Raw genomic sequence first — 15,477 nt, forward strand, 5'->3', positions numbered from 1 at the left:
GGCCCGGCAGAGGGCGCCGTTCCGTTGTGCCCAGACTCCGTCCGGGGGACCCCCAGGGCCCGGCGGAACAGATGCCCACAACGCGGGCGCGCGGCGAGGGGCCCGGGGTGTGGCCCCGGGCCCCTCGGCCGTGCGGACGGCGACTAGAGGTTGCCGCGCTTCTCCTGCTCGCGCTCGATCGCCTCGAACAGCGCCTTGAAGTTGCCCTTGCCGAAGCCCATGGAGCCGTGGCGCTCGATCATCTCGAAGAAGACGGTCGGGCGGTCCTGGACCGGCTTGGTGAAGATCTGCAGCAGGTAGCCGTCCTCGTCGCGGTCGACGAGGATCTTCAGCTCGCGCAGGGTCTCGACGGGCACGCGGGTCTCGCCGGCCCACTCGCCGAGAGTGTCGTAGTACGAGTCGGGGGTGTCGAGGAAGGAGACACCGGCGGCCCGCATCGCGCGCACGGTGGCGACGATGTCGTTGGTGGCGAGGGCGATGTGCTGGACGCCCGCGCCGCCGTAGAACTCCAGGTACTCGTCGATCTGCGACTTCTTCTTCGCGATCGCGGGCTCGTTGATCGGGAACTTCACCTTGAGGGTGCCGTCCGCGACGACCTTCGACATGAGGGCGGAGTACTCGGTGGCGATGTCGTCGCCCACGAACTCCTTCATGTTCGTGAAGCCCATGACCTTGTTGTAGAAGCCGACCCAGTCGTTCATCCTGCCGAGTTCGACGTTGCCGACGCAGTGGTCGATGGCCTGGAAGGTGCGCTTGGCCGGCGGCTCGACGATCGGGTTGGCGGCGACGAAGCCCGGCAGGTAGGGGCCGTCGTAGCCGGAGCGCTCGACGAGGGTGTGGCGGGTCTTGCCGTACGTGGCGATGGCGGCGAGGACGACCGTGCCGTGCTCGTCCTTGAGCTCGTACGGCTCGGTCAGGCCGGTGGCGCCGTGCTCGACGGCGTAGGCGTACGCGGCGCGGGCGTCCGGCACCTCGATGGCCAGGTCCACGACGCCGTCACCGTGCTCGGCGACGTGGTCGGCGAGGAAGCGGCCCCGGTCGGTGGCGGCCTTGATGACGGAGGTGAACACGAACCGGGCGGCGCCGTTGGTGAGGACGTAGCTGGCGGTCTCGCGGGTGCCGTTCTCCGGCCCGGAGTAGGCGACGAGCTTCATGCCGAAGGCCGTGGAGTAGTAGTGCGCGGCCTGCTTGGCGTTGCCGACGGCGAAGACGACCGCGTCCATTCCCTTCACGGGGAAGGGATCGGCCTGCCGCGCGGTGGAGGGGGTGTGATCGATGGTCTCAGTCATGGCAGCAATGTCCCGCCGTTCTGCAAGGTGCGCAAGAGTTCGCTGATCTACTGGTCATGTTGCACAGCGACGGGCGAGTATGGCCGTGCGACTTGTACATCCTGACCATGGGGAGACCGCTGTGGCGATCGATCATTTGGACGGCCGGCTCATCACGCTCCTCGCTCGCGAGCCGCGCATCGGGGTCCTGGAGGCCTCCCGGCGGCTCGGGGTGGCGCGGGGGACGGTGCAGGCTCGGCTCGACCGACTCCAGGCGAGCGGGGTGATCAGGGGTTTCGGTCCGCAGGTGGACCCGGCGGCGCTCGGCTATCCGGTGACGGCGTTCGCGACCCTTGAGATCAAGCAGGGGCAGGGAGCCGATGTGCGGGGGCATCTGGCGACGGTCCCGGAGGTGCTGGAGCTGCACACGACGACGGGCCACGGCGACATGCTCTGCCGCCTCGTCGCCCGTTCGAACGCGGACCTTCAGCGAGTGATCGACAAGGTGGTGGCGTTCGAGGGGATCATGCGGGCGTCGACGGCGATCGTGATGGAGAACCCGGTGCCCCTGCGGATCATCCCGCTGGTGGAGCAGGCGGCGCAGGAGTAGGGCGACAGCCACGGGGAGGCGGATGCAGCAGGGCGACAGCCACGGGGAGGCGGGTGCAGCAGGGCGGGAGACACCGGGAGGTTGACGCAAAGGACCAGTTGCAAAGAAACCCTTGCAACTGGTCCTTTGCAAGCCTACGCTCGACCCATGCCCGAGCCCGAAGGTTTCCCGACCCGCCCCCTCGACCCGCGCACCCTGCGCGGGCTCGCCCACCCCCTCCGCATCCAGCTGCTGCGCGCCCTGCGCGCCCACGGCCCCGCCACCGCCTCCCAACTCGCTGAGCGACTGGGCGAGTCCAGCGGAGCCACCAGCTACCACCTGCGCCAGCTCGCGGCCCACGGCTTCGTCGAGGACGACCCGGCGCGCGGCAAGGGACGGGAGCGGTGGTGGAAGGCCGCCCAGCAGGGCGTGACCGTCGACGAGAGGCTCTCCCGGAACCCGGACCCGGAGGTCCGCGGCGCTCTCGACCTCTACGTCCACGAGATCGCGACCATCCACACCCAGGAGCTGAGCACCTACCTCGGCACCCGGCACGACTGGGGCGACGCCTGGATCGGCGTGTCCGACATGAGCGACTTCACGCTGCGCCTGCCGCCCGAGAAGCTCCGCGAGCTCGACCAGAAGATGCACGCGCTCATCGAGACGTACCGGGGCATCGAGGAGGCCGACGCGCCGGACGCCGAGCGCGTACGGATCCATCTGCACGCGTTCCCGCAGCACGAGAACTGACGGAAGGAACCACGGAGTCATGCACGCCGACATTCACCTCCAGCTCCATCAGCTGCACGCCGCCGAACTCCACCGCGCGGCCGCCGCCACCGCCCCGCGCGTCCCCGGCCCGGCGCTCCGCGTCCAACTCGGCTGGCGCCTGGTCGAGTGGGGCCTGCGCCTGGCCACGCCCGCACACGGCCGCCCGGTCACCCTGGCCGCATGAGCGCTCCGGGGGGAGACGACGCGAACGCGGAGAAACCGAACGCGAAAGGCACGGGCGCGAGCACGAGCACGATCACGACGAAGCGGGACCGGGTCCCCCTCGCGACCGTCCTCACCGCCAACGCCGTATCCATCACAGGGAATTCGCTCACGCTCATCGGCGTCCCGTGGTTCGCCCTCGACACCACGGGGAGCCCCGGCAAGGCCGGCGTCGTCGCCTTCAGCGCGGCGCTGCCCGTCCTCGTCTCCGCGATCGCCGGCGGCCCGGTCATCGACCGGATCGGCCGCCGCCGGGTCGGCATCGCCTCCGACCTGGTCTGCGGGCTCGCGCTCGCCGCGATCCCCCTGCTGCACCGCGCCGGCGTCCTGGAGTTCTGGATGCTGTGCGCCTTGATGGCCGTCACCGGCCTCTTCCACGCACCCGGGGAGATGGCCCGGCACGTCCTGGTCCCCGATCTCGCCCGGCGCGCCGGGACCTCGCTCCCCCGGGCCGCCAGCCTGTACGACGCCGTGGCGCGCGGGGCCCGGATGACGGGCGCGGCGATCGCCGGACTCCTCGTGGCGTTCATGGGCGCCGACACGGTCCTGGTCCTCGACGCGGCGACCTTCGGCCTCTCCGCGCTGCTCGTCACCGCGGGCCTGCGCGGGGTGCCCTCGGCGGAACCGGTGCGGGACGGCCCCCGGCTCTCCCCGGCCCGCTACCGGTCCGATCTGCGCGAGGGATACGCCTTCCTGTTCCGCGCGCGGCTGCTGCTCGGCATCACGGTCATGGTGATGGTCACCAACGGCCTGAGCCAGAGCTGGAGTTCGGTGCTGCTTCCGGTCCACGCACGCCAGGAGCTGGGCGGTCCTGCCACCCAGGGCCTGCTCGTGTCGGTCTTCGGCGGCTGCGCCCTGGCCGGCGCCCTGCTCTACGGGGCGGTCGGGCAGCGCTTCCCGCGCCGGGCCGTCTTCACGGCGGGCTTCCTGATCGGCGGAGCCCCGCCGTACGTGGTGGCCGCGCTCACCGACACCACCGCACCCCTGCTCGTGACGCTCGCGGCGGCCGGATTCGGCGTCGGCGTCCTCAACCCGATCCTGACCACGGTGATGTACGAGCAGGTGCCCGACGCCCTGCGCAGCCGCGTCATGGGCGCGAGCACCGCGGGGGTGCTGCTGACGACCCCGCTGGGCGGCCTGACGGCGGGCTTCCTCGTCGAGCGCGCCGGCCTGACGGCGACGCTGCTGGGAATCGGCGGGCTCTACTTCCTCGCGACGCTCTCGCCGCTGGTCTTCCCGGCCTGGCGGGCCATGAACGCCCCGACGCCGGAGCGTACGCCCGAGGACGGCGCACCCTCCGGTGGCGGCCCCGGTGGCGAACCGGTCAGCAGGACGGAACCTTCGACTCCTGCCCCTGTCCCAGGGCCTTCAGGGACGCCACCGCGTCGCTGAGCGCGGTGACGGGGACGAGCCGCATCCCCTTCGGCAGCTCGGCCTGGGCGTCCGAGCACTCGGCCTTCGGTACGAGGAAGACGGTGGCCCCGTCCCGCGCGGCGGCCTGGGTCTTCAGCGAGACCCCGCCGACGGCGCCGACCGCGCCGTCCGCGTCGATCGTCCCCGTACCGGCGATGACCCGGCCACCCGTGAGGTCGCCTCCGGCGCCGTCGCCGTCGAGCTTCTCGACGATGCCGAGGGAGAAGAGCAGTCCGGCGCTGGGCCCGCCGATGTCGGCGAGGTGCAGGTTCACCTTCACCTTCTCGGGGTCCTCGTCGAGGTAGTCGAGTGCGGCGAGCGTGGCCGCGTCCTGCGACTCCTTCATCTGGCCGAGGTTGTGCTTCTCGACCTCGGCGTCGGACTTCCCCGGGGGGTAGACGGAGTCGCGCGGCAGGACGGCCCGGTCCGTACGGAACCAGGCGTCGGTCACGTCCCCGAGGTCCACGTCCGTGGACGGTCCGGTCGCGACGATGGTCGTCATGCGCAGCTGCCCCTCGGAGGGCCGGACCGGGGCGCCGGTGATCGTGATGACCTCCTGCCCCTTGTCCTTGCCGAGCACGTCGGCGGTCGTACCGGGCTGCGCGATGGCATAGGGCAGCGGCGCGAGCCCGACGACGGCGAAGAGCGCGACGACGGGCAGCGCGCATACCGCGAGCGCCTTGGGACGGGAGAGGCTGGAGAGCACGTCCCCAATCTACTGGGGCGACGGACCCCACCGGGCCGGGGGCGCGGAGCCGGGCGCGCGCCCGCGACCGGCGACGGGCCCCGGCACGGACCCGGCCCCGGACCCGCCCCTGTGCCCGGACCCGTGCCCGGACTCGGGCACGGGCACGGGCAGGTGGCGGGCAAAGAAGGACCGTACGAGCTTGCGTACGGCGGGTACCGAGACCCGGGGGTCGACGGTGCCGACCATCTCGGCGCGCCCGGCGGCGGTCGTCAGACCGGCGGCTCGGAGCCGGGGCACCAGGGCCGCGTAGTCGGTGAAGACCCAGTGGTGGCTGTCCGCGAGCTGCCGGCGGGCCACGGGGCCGCCGTGGGCGAGCAGCGCCGACCAGGAGCGGTCGAGGCGCGCGTCGCGGAAGCCGTCGGTGCCGGCGAGCAGCAGCGGCCGGTCCGTCCCCTCGCGCGCGACGGGGAGGAGTGCCCCGTCCATCTGGTCCAGGTACCCCTCAAGGTTCACGGCGGCGGCGACCCTCGGGTCCTCGTGGAGCGCCTGGGCGACGGCGGTGCCGCCCGCGGAGTGCCCGTAGAGCCCGACCCGGTCGAGGCCGAGGGCGTCGAGGACGAAGCGGAGGTCGGCGACCCTGGTGTCGATCATGGTGCGGAAGGTCCCGGCGTCGAGGTCGGGGCGGAGGACGGTGGTCCGGATCCGGTCGCGTTCCGGCCGCTCGTCGGGGAACTCCACCTCGGAGGCGTCACCGGGGTGGTCGACGGTGACGACGGTCCAGCCGTGCGAGGCGAGGTCGATCGCGAGGGAGCTGCCCAGGGCGCGGGAGTCCCCGCCGCCGGGGCTGTACACCAGCACCGGCCGGCGGCCGGACCGCGGCGGGGCGCCGGCCCGGGCGTGGGTGAGGGTGGCCGCCCAGTCGACCCCGGTCTCCGGCAGGGCCGGGCGGACCAGATGGGCGAGGAAGGCGAACACGTCGGCGGCATCGGGGGTGAGCTGCGGCAGGCGCGGGAGACCCCGACCGGAGACGGCCGGCCGGAACACGGTGACCATCAGCTCCCGCACGCCGATGGCGGGCACCCACGGGTCGTTGCGGGAGGCGTCGACGAGATACCGGACGGTGGCGCCGACGGCGTGGGGGCCGGTGGGGGCGGGCAGCCGGAGGACGAGAGGGCGGGCGGGGGCGGCCGAGGCGGCGCCGGCGCTGCTGCCGGTTCCGGTGCCGAGCAGCAGGGCGGCGGCCGAGGCGAGGGCGCCCTTGGCGACGGTACGGCGGGCGGGTGTGTGGCCCCCGAGCACGTGATCAGGTGTCATGGGCGTCATCCTGGGAGCGGGCGGGACGCCGGCGCGAAGGGTTCGGCCCTGCCCGAAAGGCTGGCGGCGAACGGGGGTCGGTGCGGTGCTGCGCATCCATTTCACGGCGGAGGACATGACCCGGGTACGGTTCGCGCCCCGCCCCTCCCCCGTGCCCGAGCTGCACGCCGCCCTCCTGATGCTCGGCGCCCCGCACGAGGGGCTGCTCTTCGGCCGCTGGCGGGGCAGGCTGCTGCGGACCCTGCCGGGCGCGGCCGAACCGCTCGCGGAGCTGGTACCGGGCGGTGCGGCCCCGCACTTCCTCGACGTCCTCGGCGGTACGCGGGACGAGGGCTTCGCGTTGATCCGTTCGGCGCGGCCGGGGTTCGTACGGTCCGAGCTGGAACGGGTGTACGCGGGACAGGGCCCCGTCCCGCCCTGGGTCCGGGCCCTGCACGACGGGGACGCGGAGGCCTGGGGCACGCTCGACCGGGCGCAGCGGGCGGCGTACGGGACGGTCCTCGCGCCGGTGTGGCCGCTGGTCCAGGACCTGCACCGGGCGGAGTTCACGCGTTACGCGCTGACGGCCGCGGAACAGGGCCTGGCCGCCGCCCTCGCGGCGGTCGCCCCGGGCTCACGGCTGCGGGACGGCGTCTGGGAGTGGCCGGCGACCCCGGCGGCCCGTGAGGCCCGTGCGGTTCCTGAGGTCCGTGCGGTTCGTGAGGTCCGCCTCGACGGCCGGGGCCTGGTCCTGCTGCCGACCTTCCACTGGAGGGGAGGCCCGCTGGTCCAGGACCTGCCGGACCGCCCGCTGGTCCTCACGTACCCGGCGGGCGGGGGCATTCCGCCCACACCGGAACCCCGGGGAGCGCGGGGCGGGGCCGGGGGCCTGTCGGCGGCCCTCGGCCGCACGAGAACCGAAGTCCTCCGGGCCCTGACGGAACCCCGCACGACGACTGACCTCGCCCGTCGTACGGGCATCAGCAACGCGACGGCCTCGGCCCACGCGACGGCCCTGAGAGCGGCCGGCCTGATCACCACGACGAGAACAGGCCGATCGGTCCACCACGAACGGACCCCCTTGGGGGCACTGCTGCTGACAGGCGCCGCGGGCTGAAGGCCGCCCCCGGGGGCGGCCGAGGAGACCGCGAGGGCTGCCGCCCCCGGCGGGACGCCCGCGTCCCGGTCGGCGACGAGCCCCGGACCCTGGCGGCCCGACGGAACGGGGCCCCGCCCCGGCCGCCGCGCCCGAGCGCCCCGTGCCCTAGCGCAGCGCGTCGGCGACCTCCCGTGCCGCGTCCACCACCCGCGGCCCGACCCGCTCCGGCACCGCGTCCGCGAGCATCACGACGCCGACGCTGCCCTCGACACCCGTCACGCCGACGAGCGGGGCGGCCGCACCGCTCGCACCCGCCTCCAGCTCGCCGTGGGTGAGGGTGAAGCCCGGTTCGATCAGGCCGCCCTGCCGGGCGGCGAGGATGGCGCGGCCGGCCGCGCCCCGGTCGAGCGGGTGACGGAAGCCGGCCCGGTAGGCGACGTGGTAGTCGGTCCAGGTCGGTTCGACGACCGCGACCGCGAGTGCCTCCGCACCGTCGACCAGCGTCAGATGGGCCGTCGCCCCGATGTCCTCGGCGAGCGAGCGCAGCGCGGGGAGCGCGGCCTCCCGCACGAGGGGGTGGACCTGGCGGCCGAGCCGGAGCACGCCGAGGCCGACGCGGGCGCGTCCGCCGAGGTCGCGGCGGACGAGGGCGTGCTGCTCGAGGGTGGCGAGCAGCCGGTAGACGACGGTCCGGTTGACACCGAGTTTGTTGGACAACTCGGTGACGGTCAGGCCGTGGTCGGTGTCGGCGAGCAGTTTGAGGACTCTGAGTCCCCGGTCGAGCGTCTGGGAGGTCTCCGCGGTCACGACGCCCTCTCCTTCGGAGTGAGTGGCGGCGGGCTCTCACGGGGTTGCGTCACCGGTCCCGTCGGCGACGCACGTCAGAGGCCGCCGGCAGGAAGGGGTACACCGGCTGCGCTCCGCGGCGGCGCTGCCACGGGGCGATTGCTTTTGAGCCGGGACAGTAGCGACCCGCTCCGCTCAGCGGAAGACCTCGTCCAGAATCCGGGCGCCGACGAGCGAATAGAGACGGTTCGGGACCTTCGTCGGTCGCATGCGGGACTTTGGCGGACAAGATCGGCTTTGTCGTGCACGTAGCGTGGAAGGGCCCGGAGGCCGACCGTGGGGGCCGGTCTCCGACGCCGGTCCTGCCGCGGTTCCTTCACGGGTTCCGCCGCCGCGGGACGAGTGAGGCCCGTACGAACGCCGTCGTACGGGCCTCAGCCACACTCGGGGGGCGGACGGAGCCGGGTCACCGCATCCGGGTGGCCCACTCCTGCACCTTCTTGATCCGTTCCCGGATCTGGCCGGCGGTGGCCTCCGCGCTCGGCGGTCCGCCGCAGACCCGGCGGAGCTCCGTGTGGATCACACCGTGGGGCTTGCCGGTCTGGTGGACGTACGCGCCGACCATGGTGTTGAGCTGCTTGCGCAGTTCCAGGAGCTCCTTGTGGGAAACGACAGGGCGTCGCTCGGCGGGGAGTTCCAGCAGATCCGCCTCGTCGTCCGGCTTCTTGCGGCTGTGCGCGATCTGCCGGGCCTGGCGCTTCTGGAGGAGCAGCTGGACCTGGTCGGGTTCGAGAAGGCCCGGGATGCCGAGGTAGTCCTGCTCCTCGGCGCTGCCGGGGTGGGCCTGCATGCCGAACTCGGCGCTGTTGTAGAGGACGCGGTCGAAGACGGCGTCGGACTCCAGCGCCTCGAAGGGCAGCATGTCCTGCTCGCCGGTGTCCTCGTCCTGCTGGCGCTCCGCCTCGGCGAGTTCCTTCTCGGACTCGGCGTACGGGTCCTCCTCGCCCTGCTTCTTGGGCTTGTCGAGGACGTGGTCGCGCTCGACCTCCATCTCGTTGGCGAAACCGAGGAGGCTGGGGATCGTGGGAAGGAACACGGAGGCGGTCTCGCCGCGCCTGCGCGAACGCACGAAGCGGCCGACGGCCTGGGCGAAGAAGAGCGGGGTCGAGATCGTCGTCGCGTACACGCCGACGGCGAGACGGGGCACGTCGACGCCCTCGGACACCATGCGGACGGCGACCATCCAGCGGTCGTTGTTCTCGCTGAACTCGTCGATGCGGTTCGAGGCGCCGGTGTCGTCGGAGAGCACGACGGTGGCCTTGGTGCCGGTGATCTCGCGGATCAGCTTGGCGTACGAGCGGGCCGAGTCCTGGTCGGAGGCGATGACGAGGCCGCCCGCGTCCGGGATGGACTTGCGGACCTCGGTGAGCCGCTGGTCGGCGGCGCGCAGGACGTTCGGCATCCAGTCGCCCTTCGCGTCCAGGGCGGTCCGCCAGGCCTGCGAGACGGCGTCCTTCGTCATCGGCTCGCCGAGGCGGGCGGCGATCTCGTCGCCGGCCTTGGTGCGCCAGCGCATGTTGCCGCTGTAGGAGAGGAAGATGACGGGCCGGACGACGCCGTCGCCGAGGGCGTTGCCGTAGCCGTAGGTGTAGTCGGCGGAGGACCGCCGGATGCCGTCGTTCCCCTCCTCGTACGTGACGAAGGGGATGGGGTTGGTGTCGGAACGGAACGGGGTGCCGGTCAGCGCGAGGCGCCGCGTGGCGGGCTCGAAGGCCTCCAGGCAGGCCTCGCCCCAGGACTTGGAGTCTCCGGCGTGGTGGATCTCGTCGAGGATGACGAGGGTCTTGCGCTGCTCGGACCGGTTGCGGTGCAGCATCGGGCGGACACCGACACCGGCATAGGTGATGGCGACCCCGTCGTACTCCTTGCTGAGCGGCCCGGCGCTGTAGTCCGGGTCCAGCTTGATCCCTATCCGCGCGGCGGCGGCGGCCCACTGCTTCTTCAGGTGCTCGGTGGGTGCGACGACGGTGATCTGCTGCACGACGTGGTGGTGCAGCAGCCACGACGCGAGGGTCAGGGCGAAGGTGGTCTTGCCGGCGCCAGGTGTGGCGACCGCGAGGAAGTCACGGGGCTGCTCCTGGATGTATCTCTCCATCGCGCCCTGCTGCCAGGCACGCAGCTTGCCGGCGGTACCCCACGGGGCCCGTCCTGGGAAGGCGGGAGAGAGGTGATGGGAGGAGGTGGTGGTAGTAGTCACGATCTCCGGGTTCGACGCTCGTCCAGATATGACAACCGGGCCACCTTACCGGCGGCCCGGCCGGAACGTCGTATGCAGCGGGGCGGGTGCGCCCCGGTTGCGACTCAGCTCACGTCGCCTCGTGGAGGCCGCGCAGCCGCCGCGCGATGAGGGTCACGTCCTCCAGCTCGCCGGAGGCCACGTCGATCACCAGCTTGTAGGCCTCGTCCTGGTCGACGTCGACCATCTCCCGGCCGTTGAGGTCGAGGAAGACGACCGTGCACATCCACGCCATGCGCTTGTTGCCGTCCACCAGGGGGTGGTTCACGGCGAGCGACTGGAGCAGCGAGGCGGCCTTCTCGAAGAGGTCGGTGTACGCCTCGATCCCGTACATCTGCGACTGGGGACGGTGTACGGCCGACTTGAGCAGGCCGAGGTCGCGCACCGCGATCTGCTGCCCGGCGCAGGCGAGGTCCGCCAGTTCGAGGACCTCTTCAGCGGTCAGGTACTTCATCTACTCTCCCAACCGCTTCAGCAGCTCCGCGTGGCGCAGCGCGTACTTGGCGCCGAGCTTGCGCACGGCCTCCCGATCGACCTCCTGTTCCAGGTAGCGGTCGATCGCCTGAAGCACGATGGCGTGCATGCTGCGGCCCTCCTCCTCAGCGCGGAGCTTGAGGGCCTCTTGCTGGTCGTCGCGGAGACGCAGATTCATTGCCATACCACAACGGTATCAATGATGGGGCCAGACTGGTACTGGATTGCCTCAGGCCCGCACCGGCGCCGCGTGCAGCCGGGTCGCCACCCACGCACCCACCGCCGCGACCCCCGCCATCGGCAGGAAGACCGCCGCGAAGGCCCCCGGGTGGGAACCCGTGGACGTGGAGGACATGACGGCGTGACCGACCGCGCCGCCGCCGAGTGCCGCGAAGGCCGCGCCGCCCGCGGCCAGGAGCAGGACGTTGGAGAGACCGTCGGAGATCTGGAGGGCGGCGGAGTTCGCGCCGACCTCCTCGGGCGCGGAGAGCTTCATCAGCAGCACGCTCGTCGAGGCGATCACGGCACCCATGCCGAGGCAGCCCAGTCCCCAGGCCACCGCGAGAACCCACACCGGCACGGCGGTGATCAGCACGCTCGGCGCAGCCGCGACGGCGATCGCGACCAGGACCATGCCGAGGACGACGAGCCGTTCCCGGTACGGCTCCGTCCACGGCCGGGCCTGGATCCAGGAGCCGAGGGCCCAGGTGAGGCCGCCCGCGGCGAGGGAGAGCCCGGCCAGGGTGGGGCTCAGGCCCCGCTGGGTGACCAGCATCAGCGGCACGAAGGACTCGGCCGCGATGAAGGCACCCGCGGCGATGCCGCGGAGCAGGACGACGGACGGCAGGCCGCGGGCCGCCCGGTAGGTGCCGTACGGAAGGAGCCCGCGGACCGCGGGCACGAGGAACGCGATGCCGGCCGCCGCCGGCAGCAGGGAGAGCCAGCGCAGCTCCTGGCCGGCGTACTGGAGGAGCGCCGCACCCGCCGAGATGCCGAGCGCGAGCCGGATCCGGCGCCGGTCCCAGGGCGCGACGGGCGCGGCCGGGTCGGCGGGTCCCGACGCGGTGCGGCGGATCGCGGGGAGGGCGAGGGCCAGCGGGAAGACGACGAGGACCGGGATGCCGACGAAGACCCAGCGCCAGCCGAGGTGCTCGGTGATCGTTCCGGCGGCGAGCGGTCCGACGACGGAGGGGACGACCCAGCTCGCGGCGAACGCGGCCATGATCGCGGGTCTGAGGTGCTCGGCGTAGGCCCGGCCGACGACCACGTACAGCGCGACGATCACGAGCCCCCCACCGAGGCCCTGGACGGCCCGCCCGAGGATGAACAGCCACATGGCGCCCGCTGTCCCGGAGAGCAGCAGTCCGGCGGCGAAGGCGCTGATTCCGGCGGTCAGCGGCGCGAGCGGCCCGAGCCGGTCGGACCACTGCCCGGCCAGGACCATGGCGAAGAGGCTGGTGGTGAAGTAGGCCGAGAAGGCGAAGGCGTAGAGAGGGATGCCGTTCAGCTCGCGGGCGGCCACGGGCATGGCCGTGCCGACGGCGGTCGCCTCGAAGGCGATGAGCAGGACGACGGAGACCATGCCGATGCTGAGCGCCCGGTGGACAGGATCGAGGACGGACCCCTTGGCGGCGACGGTGTCGACACTGTCGACGGTACTGACGGCGCTGACGTCGTGCGGGGCAAGGGTTCCGGGTCTCCGGGCGACGCCGGCGGCTATGTCTGCGTCCGCCTCGGCGTCGCGGGGTTCGAGGGCGCTCATTCCCCCAGAGTAAGAGGTGAAGAAGTAAATGACCCCTGTCAGGAGTCCCGGAAGGACTCAGCCCTTGGACGTACGACGGACGTACCCGCGGGCCGCCCACGGACGCACCACGGGCGCACCGCGGACGCACCGCAGGCGCACCACGGACGCCCGACTGTGAACGCCGTGTGGCAGCGCCATTGCAGTCGCATGGCGCGGCTCCGGAACCCCTTGAGCCCCTCCCTGCCCCCGCCTACGGTCGTACTCGTCGCACCACACGACCGTGTGCCCGAGTGGTTGAGGGGCCGGCCTGCAAAGCCGGTTACGTCGGTTCGAATCCGATCACGGTCTCCACTTCCCGCTCCTGCCCCAGCTCGCCCCGCCGGAGACGGCGGAGACGGCAGACCCGCCGGAGACGCCGGAGACGGCAGACCCGCCGGAGACGCCGGAGACGGCAGCCCCCGGCGGAGCTGACGGAAACGGCGGAAACGGCCCAAGGGCCGGAAGACCGAGCAGCCACGCGCCCCCGCACTCACTGACCTTCGCCCGAGCAAGTTCCGCCCCCGCGGAGGAACGCCGGCCGCAAGCCGCCGCTACCGCGTCGAACCACTGTTCACCGGGAATCGTCCGCACGCGTGGCATCCTCACGATCCCCGCAGGCCCGCTTCACGTTCGCAACCGGGACAGCCCGGACTTCCCGGACTGCGACCCTCCGCGGCCGCCCCCGCCGCACCTCCCGCGCACGCCCCCTCGCCTCGGCCTCGCCTCCGCGCCTCGATAGGCTCGTCCCCGCCCCGTCACCACGGGCGCACGGACGACGGGGGGCACGAACGGTGGAACAGTCGCGCGCACAGCACGAATCTGCGCGGCACGAATCCGTACGGCAGGAATCGGCGCGGCCGGAATCCGCGCGGCGGATCGGCCCGTACCGGCTGATCACCCGCCTCGATCCGCCACGGACCGTCCTGCCCTGCCGCCGGTTCGTGGCCCGCACCGAGGACGGCGAGCACACCGTGCTGCTCAGCACCCCGCTGCCCGGCGCCGATCCCGCCCGGTTCGCCGCGGAGGCCGACGCCGCCCGCTACCTCCTCGGCTCATGGATCGCCCCGGTGACGCGCGTGGCAGGCCCCGGCGAAGCCCCCTGGTACGCGAGCCCGTACGTTCCGGCGCTCCCTCTTCCCGTGGCACTCGCCGTCCACGGCGGCCCGCTGCCCGAGCCCACCGTCCGCGCCGTCGGAGCCACCCTCGCCGAGGCGTTGGCCGCGGCGCACGGCCAGGGCCTCACCCACGCCGGGGTGTCCCCCGCCGCCGTCCTGCTCACCGCCGACGGGCCCCGGCTGACCTGCTTCGGCGCGGTACGGGCCACCTCGGCCGACGGCGAGCCGCGCACCGGCCTGCCCGGCCTCGACCCGGGGGCACTCGCCCCCGAACAGGCCTCGGGGGGCCGCCCGCGCCCGCCGGGCGACATCTTCGCGCTCGGCGCGGTCCTCGCGTACGCCGCCACCGGTCACACCGTGCCCGAACGAGACGAACTCCCGGCCGCCCTGCGCCCGGTGATCGCCTCCTGCCTGGCCCGCGACCCGGCCGACCGGCCCACGGCGGCCGGCCTGACGACCGCGCTCGCCCCGCCGACCACGCACGGGACGGTCCTGAACTCGGCCGGCTCGCTCCTCGCCCCGGGCTGGCTGCCGGGCCGGGTGGTGGCGGCGCTCGCCCGCCAGTCCTCCGAGCTCCTCGCCGCCGAACTCCCGGTACCGGCAAGGGTCTGAAGCCCGAACGCTCCCCCCTCCTCCCGCCCTCCCCCGGACCTGACGGACCTCATCCATGCTGTCGCCCCTGACCCACGACGACCCGGCCGCGGTCGCCACGTACCGACTCATCGCCCGCCTCGGTTCCGGCGGCATGGGCACGGTCTATCTGGCGCGCACCCCCGGCGGCCGTACCATCGCCCTGAAGACCGTCCACGCGCGGCTCGCCACCGACCCGGCGTTCCGGGCCCGTTTCCGGCTGGAGACGGACGCGGCGCGGATCATCGGCGCACGCCACGGCGCGGCCGTCGTCGACGCGGACCCTCTGGCCGAGACGCCGTGGCTGGCCACCGAGTACGTCCTCGGCCCGCCGCTCGACGACGCGGTGGCGCTCGGCGGCCCGCTGCCCGAGCCGACGGTCCGCGCCCTCGGCGCGGCGCTCGCCGGGGCGCTGGCGCAGCTGCACTCCTCGGACGTGGTGCACCGGGACCTCAAGCCCTCGAACGTCCTCGTCACCGCGTACGGCCCGAAGATCATCGACTTCGGCATCGCGCGGGCGGCCGGCGACGACCATCTGACCCGTACGGGAGCGGCGGCCGGCACGCCCGCCTTCATGTCGCCGGAACAGGCGAGCGGGCAGGAACACCCGCCCGCCGGCGACGTGTTCGCGCTCGCGGGCGTCCTGGTCTTCGCCGCTACAGGCCACGGCCCCTTCGGTACGGGCTCCGCCGCCGACCTCCTGTACCGCGTCCGCTACGCCGAGCCGGACCTCACCGGCGTACCGGAGGCACTGCTCCCCCTCCTGGCGGCCTGCCTGTCGAAGGACCCGTCGGCCCGCCCCACCACGGGCACCCTGGTCGACCGACTCCACGACGGCCACGGCGAGTTCGCCGACCACCTCCCGCCCCTCGTCCTCACCGACATCGCCCGCCGGGCGACCGACGTCTGGCTGCACACCCCTCACCGCCTTCCGGCCCCGGCGGGCCCGGCGGCGGCGGAGACCGTCCCCAGCACGCCGATCTCCCGCCGCCGGCTGTTCTCGGTGGGCGGCGCGGCGCTGCTGGGAGTGGCGGGGGCGGGGGGCGGGGC

The 15,477-nt window shown here is 73.2% G+C and carries 15 protein-coding genes and 1 tRNA gene; 8 read left to right on the forward strand and 8 right to left on the reverse strand.

Features of this window, described 5'->3' with window-relative positions; genetic code table 11:
- Window positions 1-143 precede the first annotated feature (143 nt).
- Window positions 144-1,289, reverse strand: coding sequence for a 4-hydroxyphenylpyruvate dioxygenase (hppD, locus tag IF00_RS0134365; protein ID WP_030324953.1), 1,146 nt, complete (start codon window positions 1,287-1,289; stop codon window positions 144-146).
- A gap of 121 nt (window positions 1,290-1,410) precedes the next feature.
- On the opposite strand from hppD, the gene IF00_RS0134370 reads away from it, so the two are divergent.
- From IF00_RS0134370 to IF00_RS0134385, 4 genes are all read left to right on the forward strand, one after another.
- A complete protein-coding gene (locus IF00_RS0134370; RefSeq protein WP_030324955.1) occupies window positions 1,411-1,878 on the forward strand; it encodes an Lrp/AsnC family transcriptional regulator in 468 nt (155 codons plus the stop codon).
- A 147-nt stretch (window positions 1,879-2,025) separates the two neighbouring features.
- Window positions 2,026-2,607 carry an ArsR/SmtB family transcription factor gene (locus IF00_RS0134375; RefSeq protein ID WP_030324957.1) on the forward strand — a complete coding sequence of 194 codons (582 nt, stop codon included), beginning with the start codon at window positions 2,026-2,028 and terminating at the stop codon, window positions 2,605-2,607.
- 19 nt (window positions 2,608-2,626) lie between these two features.
- Window positions 2,627-2,812 (forward strand): hypothetical protein, encoded by a 186-nt coding sequence (locus IF00_RS0134380; RefSeq protein WP_030324959.1) that lies wholly within the window; start codon window positions 2,627-2,629, stop codon window positions 2,810-2,812.
- Window positions 2,809-4,242, forward strand: coding sequence for an MFS transporter (locus tag IF00_RS0134385; protein ID WP_078944960.1), 1,434 nt, complete (start codon window positions 2,809-2,811; stop codon window positions 4,240-4,242). Before IF00_RS0134380 ends, IF00_RS0134385 begins: the two co-directional genes overlap by 4 nt.
- On the opposite strand, the gene IF00_RS0134390 is transcribed toward IF00_RS0134385, so the two are convergent.
- Together IF00_RS0134390 and IF00_RS0134395 are read right to left on the reverse strand one after the other, a co-directional pair.
- Window positions 4,175-4,969 (reverse strand): S16 family serine protease, encoded by a 795-nt coding sequence (locus IF00_RS0134390; RefSeq protein WP_030324962.1) that lies wholly within the window; start codon window positions 4,967-4,969, stop codon window positions 4,175-4,177. The genes IF00_RS0134385 and IF00_RS0134390 overlap by 68 nt on opposite strands.
- A 9-nt stretch (window positions 4,970-4,978) precedes the next feature.
- The gene (locus IF00_RS0134395; protein ID WP_078944961.1) at window positions 4,979-6,265 is read right to left on the reverse strand and encodes an alpha/beta fold hydrolase; all 1,287 of its coding nucleotides are present in this window, start codon (window positions 6,263-6,265) and stop codon (window positions 4,979-4,981) included.
- Window positions 6,266-6,350: 85 nt separating this feature from the next.
- Here IF00_RS0134395 and IF00_RS0134400 point away from each other — a divergent pair, with 85 nt between their 5' ends.
- Window positions 6,351-7,361: an ArsR/SmtB family transcription factor gene (locus tag IF00_RS0134400; RefSeq protein ID WP_030324965.1), complete on the forward strand. Its 1,011-nt coding sequence runs from the start codon at window positions 6,351-6,353 to the stop codon at window positions 7,359-7,361.
- Between the two features lie 147 nt (window positions 7,362-7,508).
- Here IF00_RS0134400 and IF00_RS0134405 read toward each other — a convergent pair whose 3' ends face one another.
- From IF00_RS0134405 to IF00_RS0134425, 5 genes are all read right to left on the reverse strand, one after another.
- Complete coding sequence (locus IF00_RS0134405; RefSeq protein WP_015033894.1) at window positions 7,509-8,150, reverse strand: IclR family transcriptional regulator; 642 nt, start codon at window positions 8,148-8,150, stop codon at window positions 7,509-7,511.
- A gap of 445 nt (window positions 8,151-8,595) precedes the next feature.
- Window positions 8,596-10,389, reverse strand: a complete 1,794-nt coding sequence (locus IF00_RS0134410; RefSeq protein ID WP_030324967.1) for a DEAD/DEAH box helicase — start codon at window positions 10,387-10,389, stop codon at window positions 8,596-8,598.
- Between the two features lie 106 nt (window positions 10,390-10,495).
- Window positions 10,496-10,879, reverse strand: a complete 384-nt coding sequence (locus IF00_RS0134415) for a type II toxin-antitoxin system death-on-curing family toxin (RefSeq protein WP_030324973.1) — start codon at window positions 10,877-10,879, stop codon at window positions 10,496-10,498.
- Window positions 10,880-11,077: an Arc family DNA-binding protein gene (locus IF00_RS0134420; protein WP_037639729.1), complete on the reverse strand. Its 198-nt coding sequence runs from the start codon at window positions 11,075-11,077 to the stop codon at window positions 10,880-10,882.
- A gap of 51 nt (window positions 11,078-11,128) precedes the next feature.
- Complete coding sequence (locus IF00_RS0134425) at window positions 11,129-12,661, reverse strand: MFS transporter (RefSeq protein ID WP_030324977.1); 1,533 nt, start codon at window positions 12,659-12,661, stop codon at window positions 11,129-11,131.
- 258 nt (window positions 12,662-12,919) lie between these two features.
- Between IF00_RS0134425 and IF00_RS0134430 the strand changes: the two genes are divergently transcribed.
- The 3 genes from IF00_RS0134430 to IF00_RS0134440 all read left to right on the forward strand — a co-directional run.
- A tRNA-Cys gene (locus tag IF00_RS0134430) sits at window positions 12,920-12,994 on the forward strand.
- Between the two features lie 563 nt (window positions 12,995-13,557).
- Complete coding sequence (locus IF00_RS0134435) at window positions 13,558-14,409, forward strand: protein kinase family protein (RefSeq protein WP_037639741.1); 852 nt, start codon at window positions 13,558-13,560, stop codon at window positions 14,407-14,409.
- Between the two features lie 55 nt (window positions 14,410-14,464).
- Window positions 14,465-15,477 (forward strand): serine/threonine-protein kinase (locus IF00_RS0134440; protein WP_158710546.1); only part of this gene is annotated, 1,013 nt, incomplete at its 3' end.

The organism is Streptomyces flavochromogenes, assembly GCF_000717595.1.
In the GTDB taxonomy this organism is placed as follows: domain Bacteria; phylum Actinomycetota; class Actinomycetes; order Streptomycetales; family Streptomycetaceae; genus Streptomyces; species Streptomyces flavochromogenes.

What these genes read in the sequence shown, in the direction of transcription:
- IF00_RS0134375 (WP_030324957.1), top strand. Translation starts at nt 2,026, where the DNA reads ATGCCCGAGCCCGAAGGTTTCCCGACCCGCCCCCTCGACCCGCGCACC.
- hppD (WP_030324953.1), bottom strand. Translation starts at nt 1,289, where the DNA reads ATGACTGAGACCATCGATCACACCCCCTCCACCGCGCGGCAGGCCGAT.
- IF00_RS0134395 (WP_078944961.1), bottom strand. Translation starts at nt 6,265, where the DNA reads ATGACACCTGATCACGTGCTCGGGGGCCACACACCCGCCCGCCGTACC.
- IF00_RS0134420 (WP_037639729.1), bottom strand. Translation starts at nt 11,077, where the DNA reads ATGAATCTGCGTCTCCGCGACGACCAGCAAGAGGCCCTCAAGCTCCGC.
- IF00_RS0134385 (WP_078944960.1), top strand. Translation starts at nt 2,809, where the DNA reads ATGAGCGCTCCGGGGGGAGACGACGCGAACGCGGAGAAACCGAACGCG.
- IF00_RS0134415 (WP_030324973.1), bottom strand. Translation starts at nt 10,879, where the DNA reads ATGAAGTACCTGACCGCTGAAGAGGTCCTCGAACTGGCGGACCTCGCC.
- IF00_RS0134425 (WP_030324977.1), bottom strand. Translation starts at nt 12,661, where the DNA reads ATGAGCGCCCTCGAACCCCGCGACGCCGAGGCGGACGCAGACATAGCC.
- IF00_RS0134380 (WP_030324959.1), top strand. Translation starts at nt 2,627, where the DNA reads ATGCACGCCGACATTCACCTCCAGCTCCATCAGCTGCACGCCGCCGAA.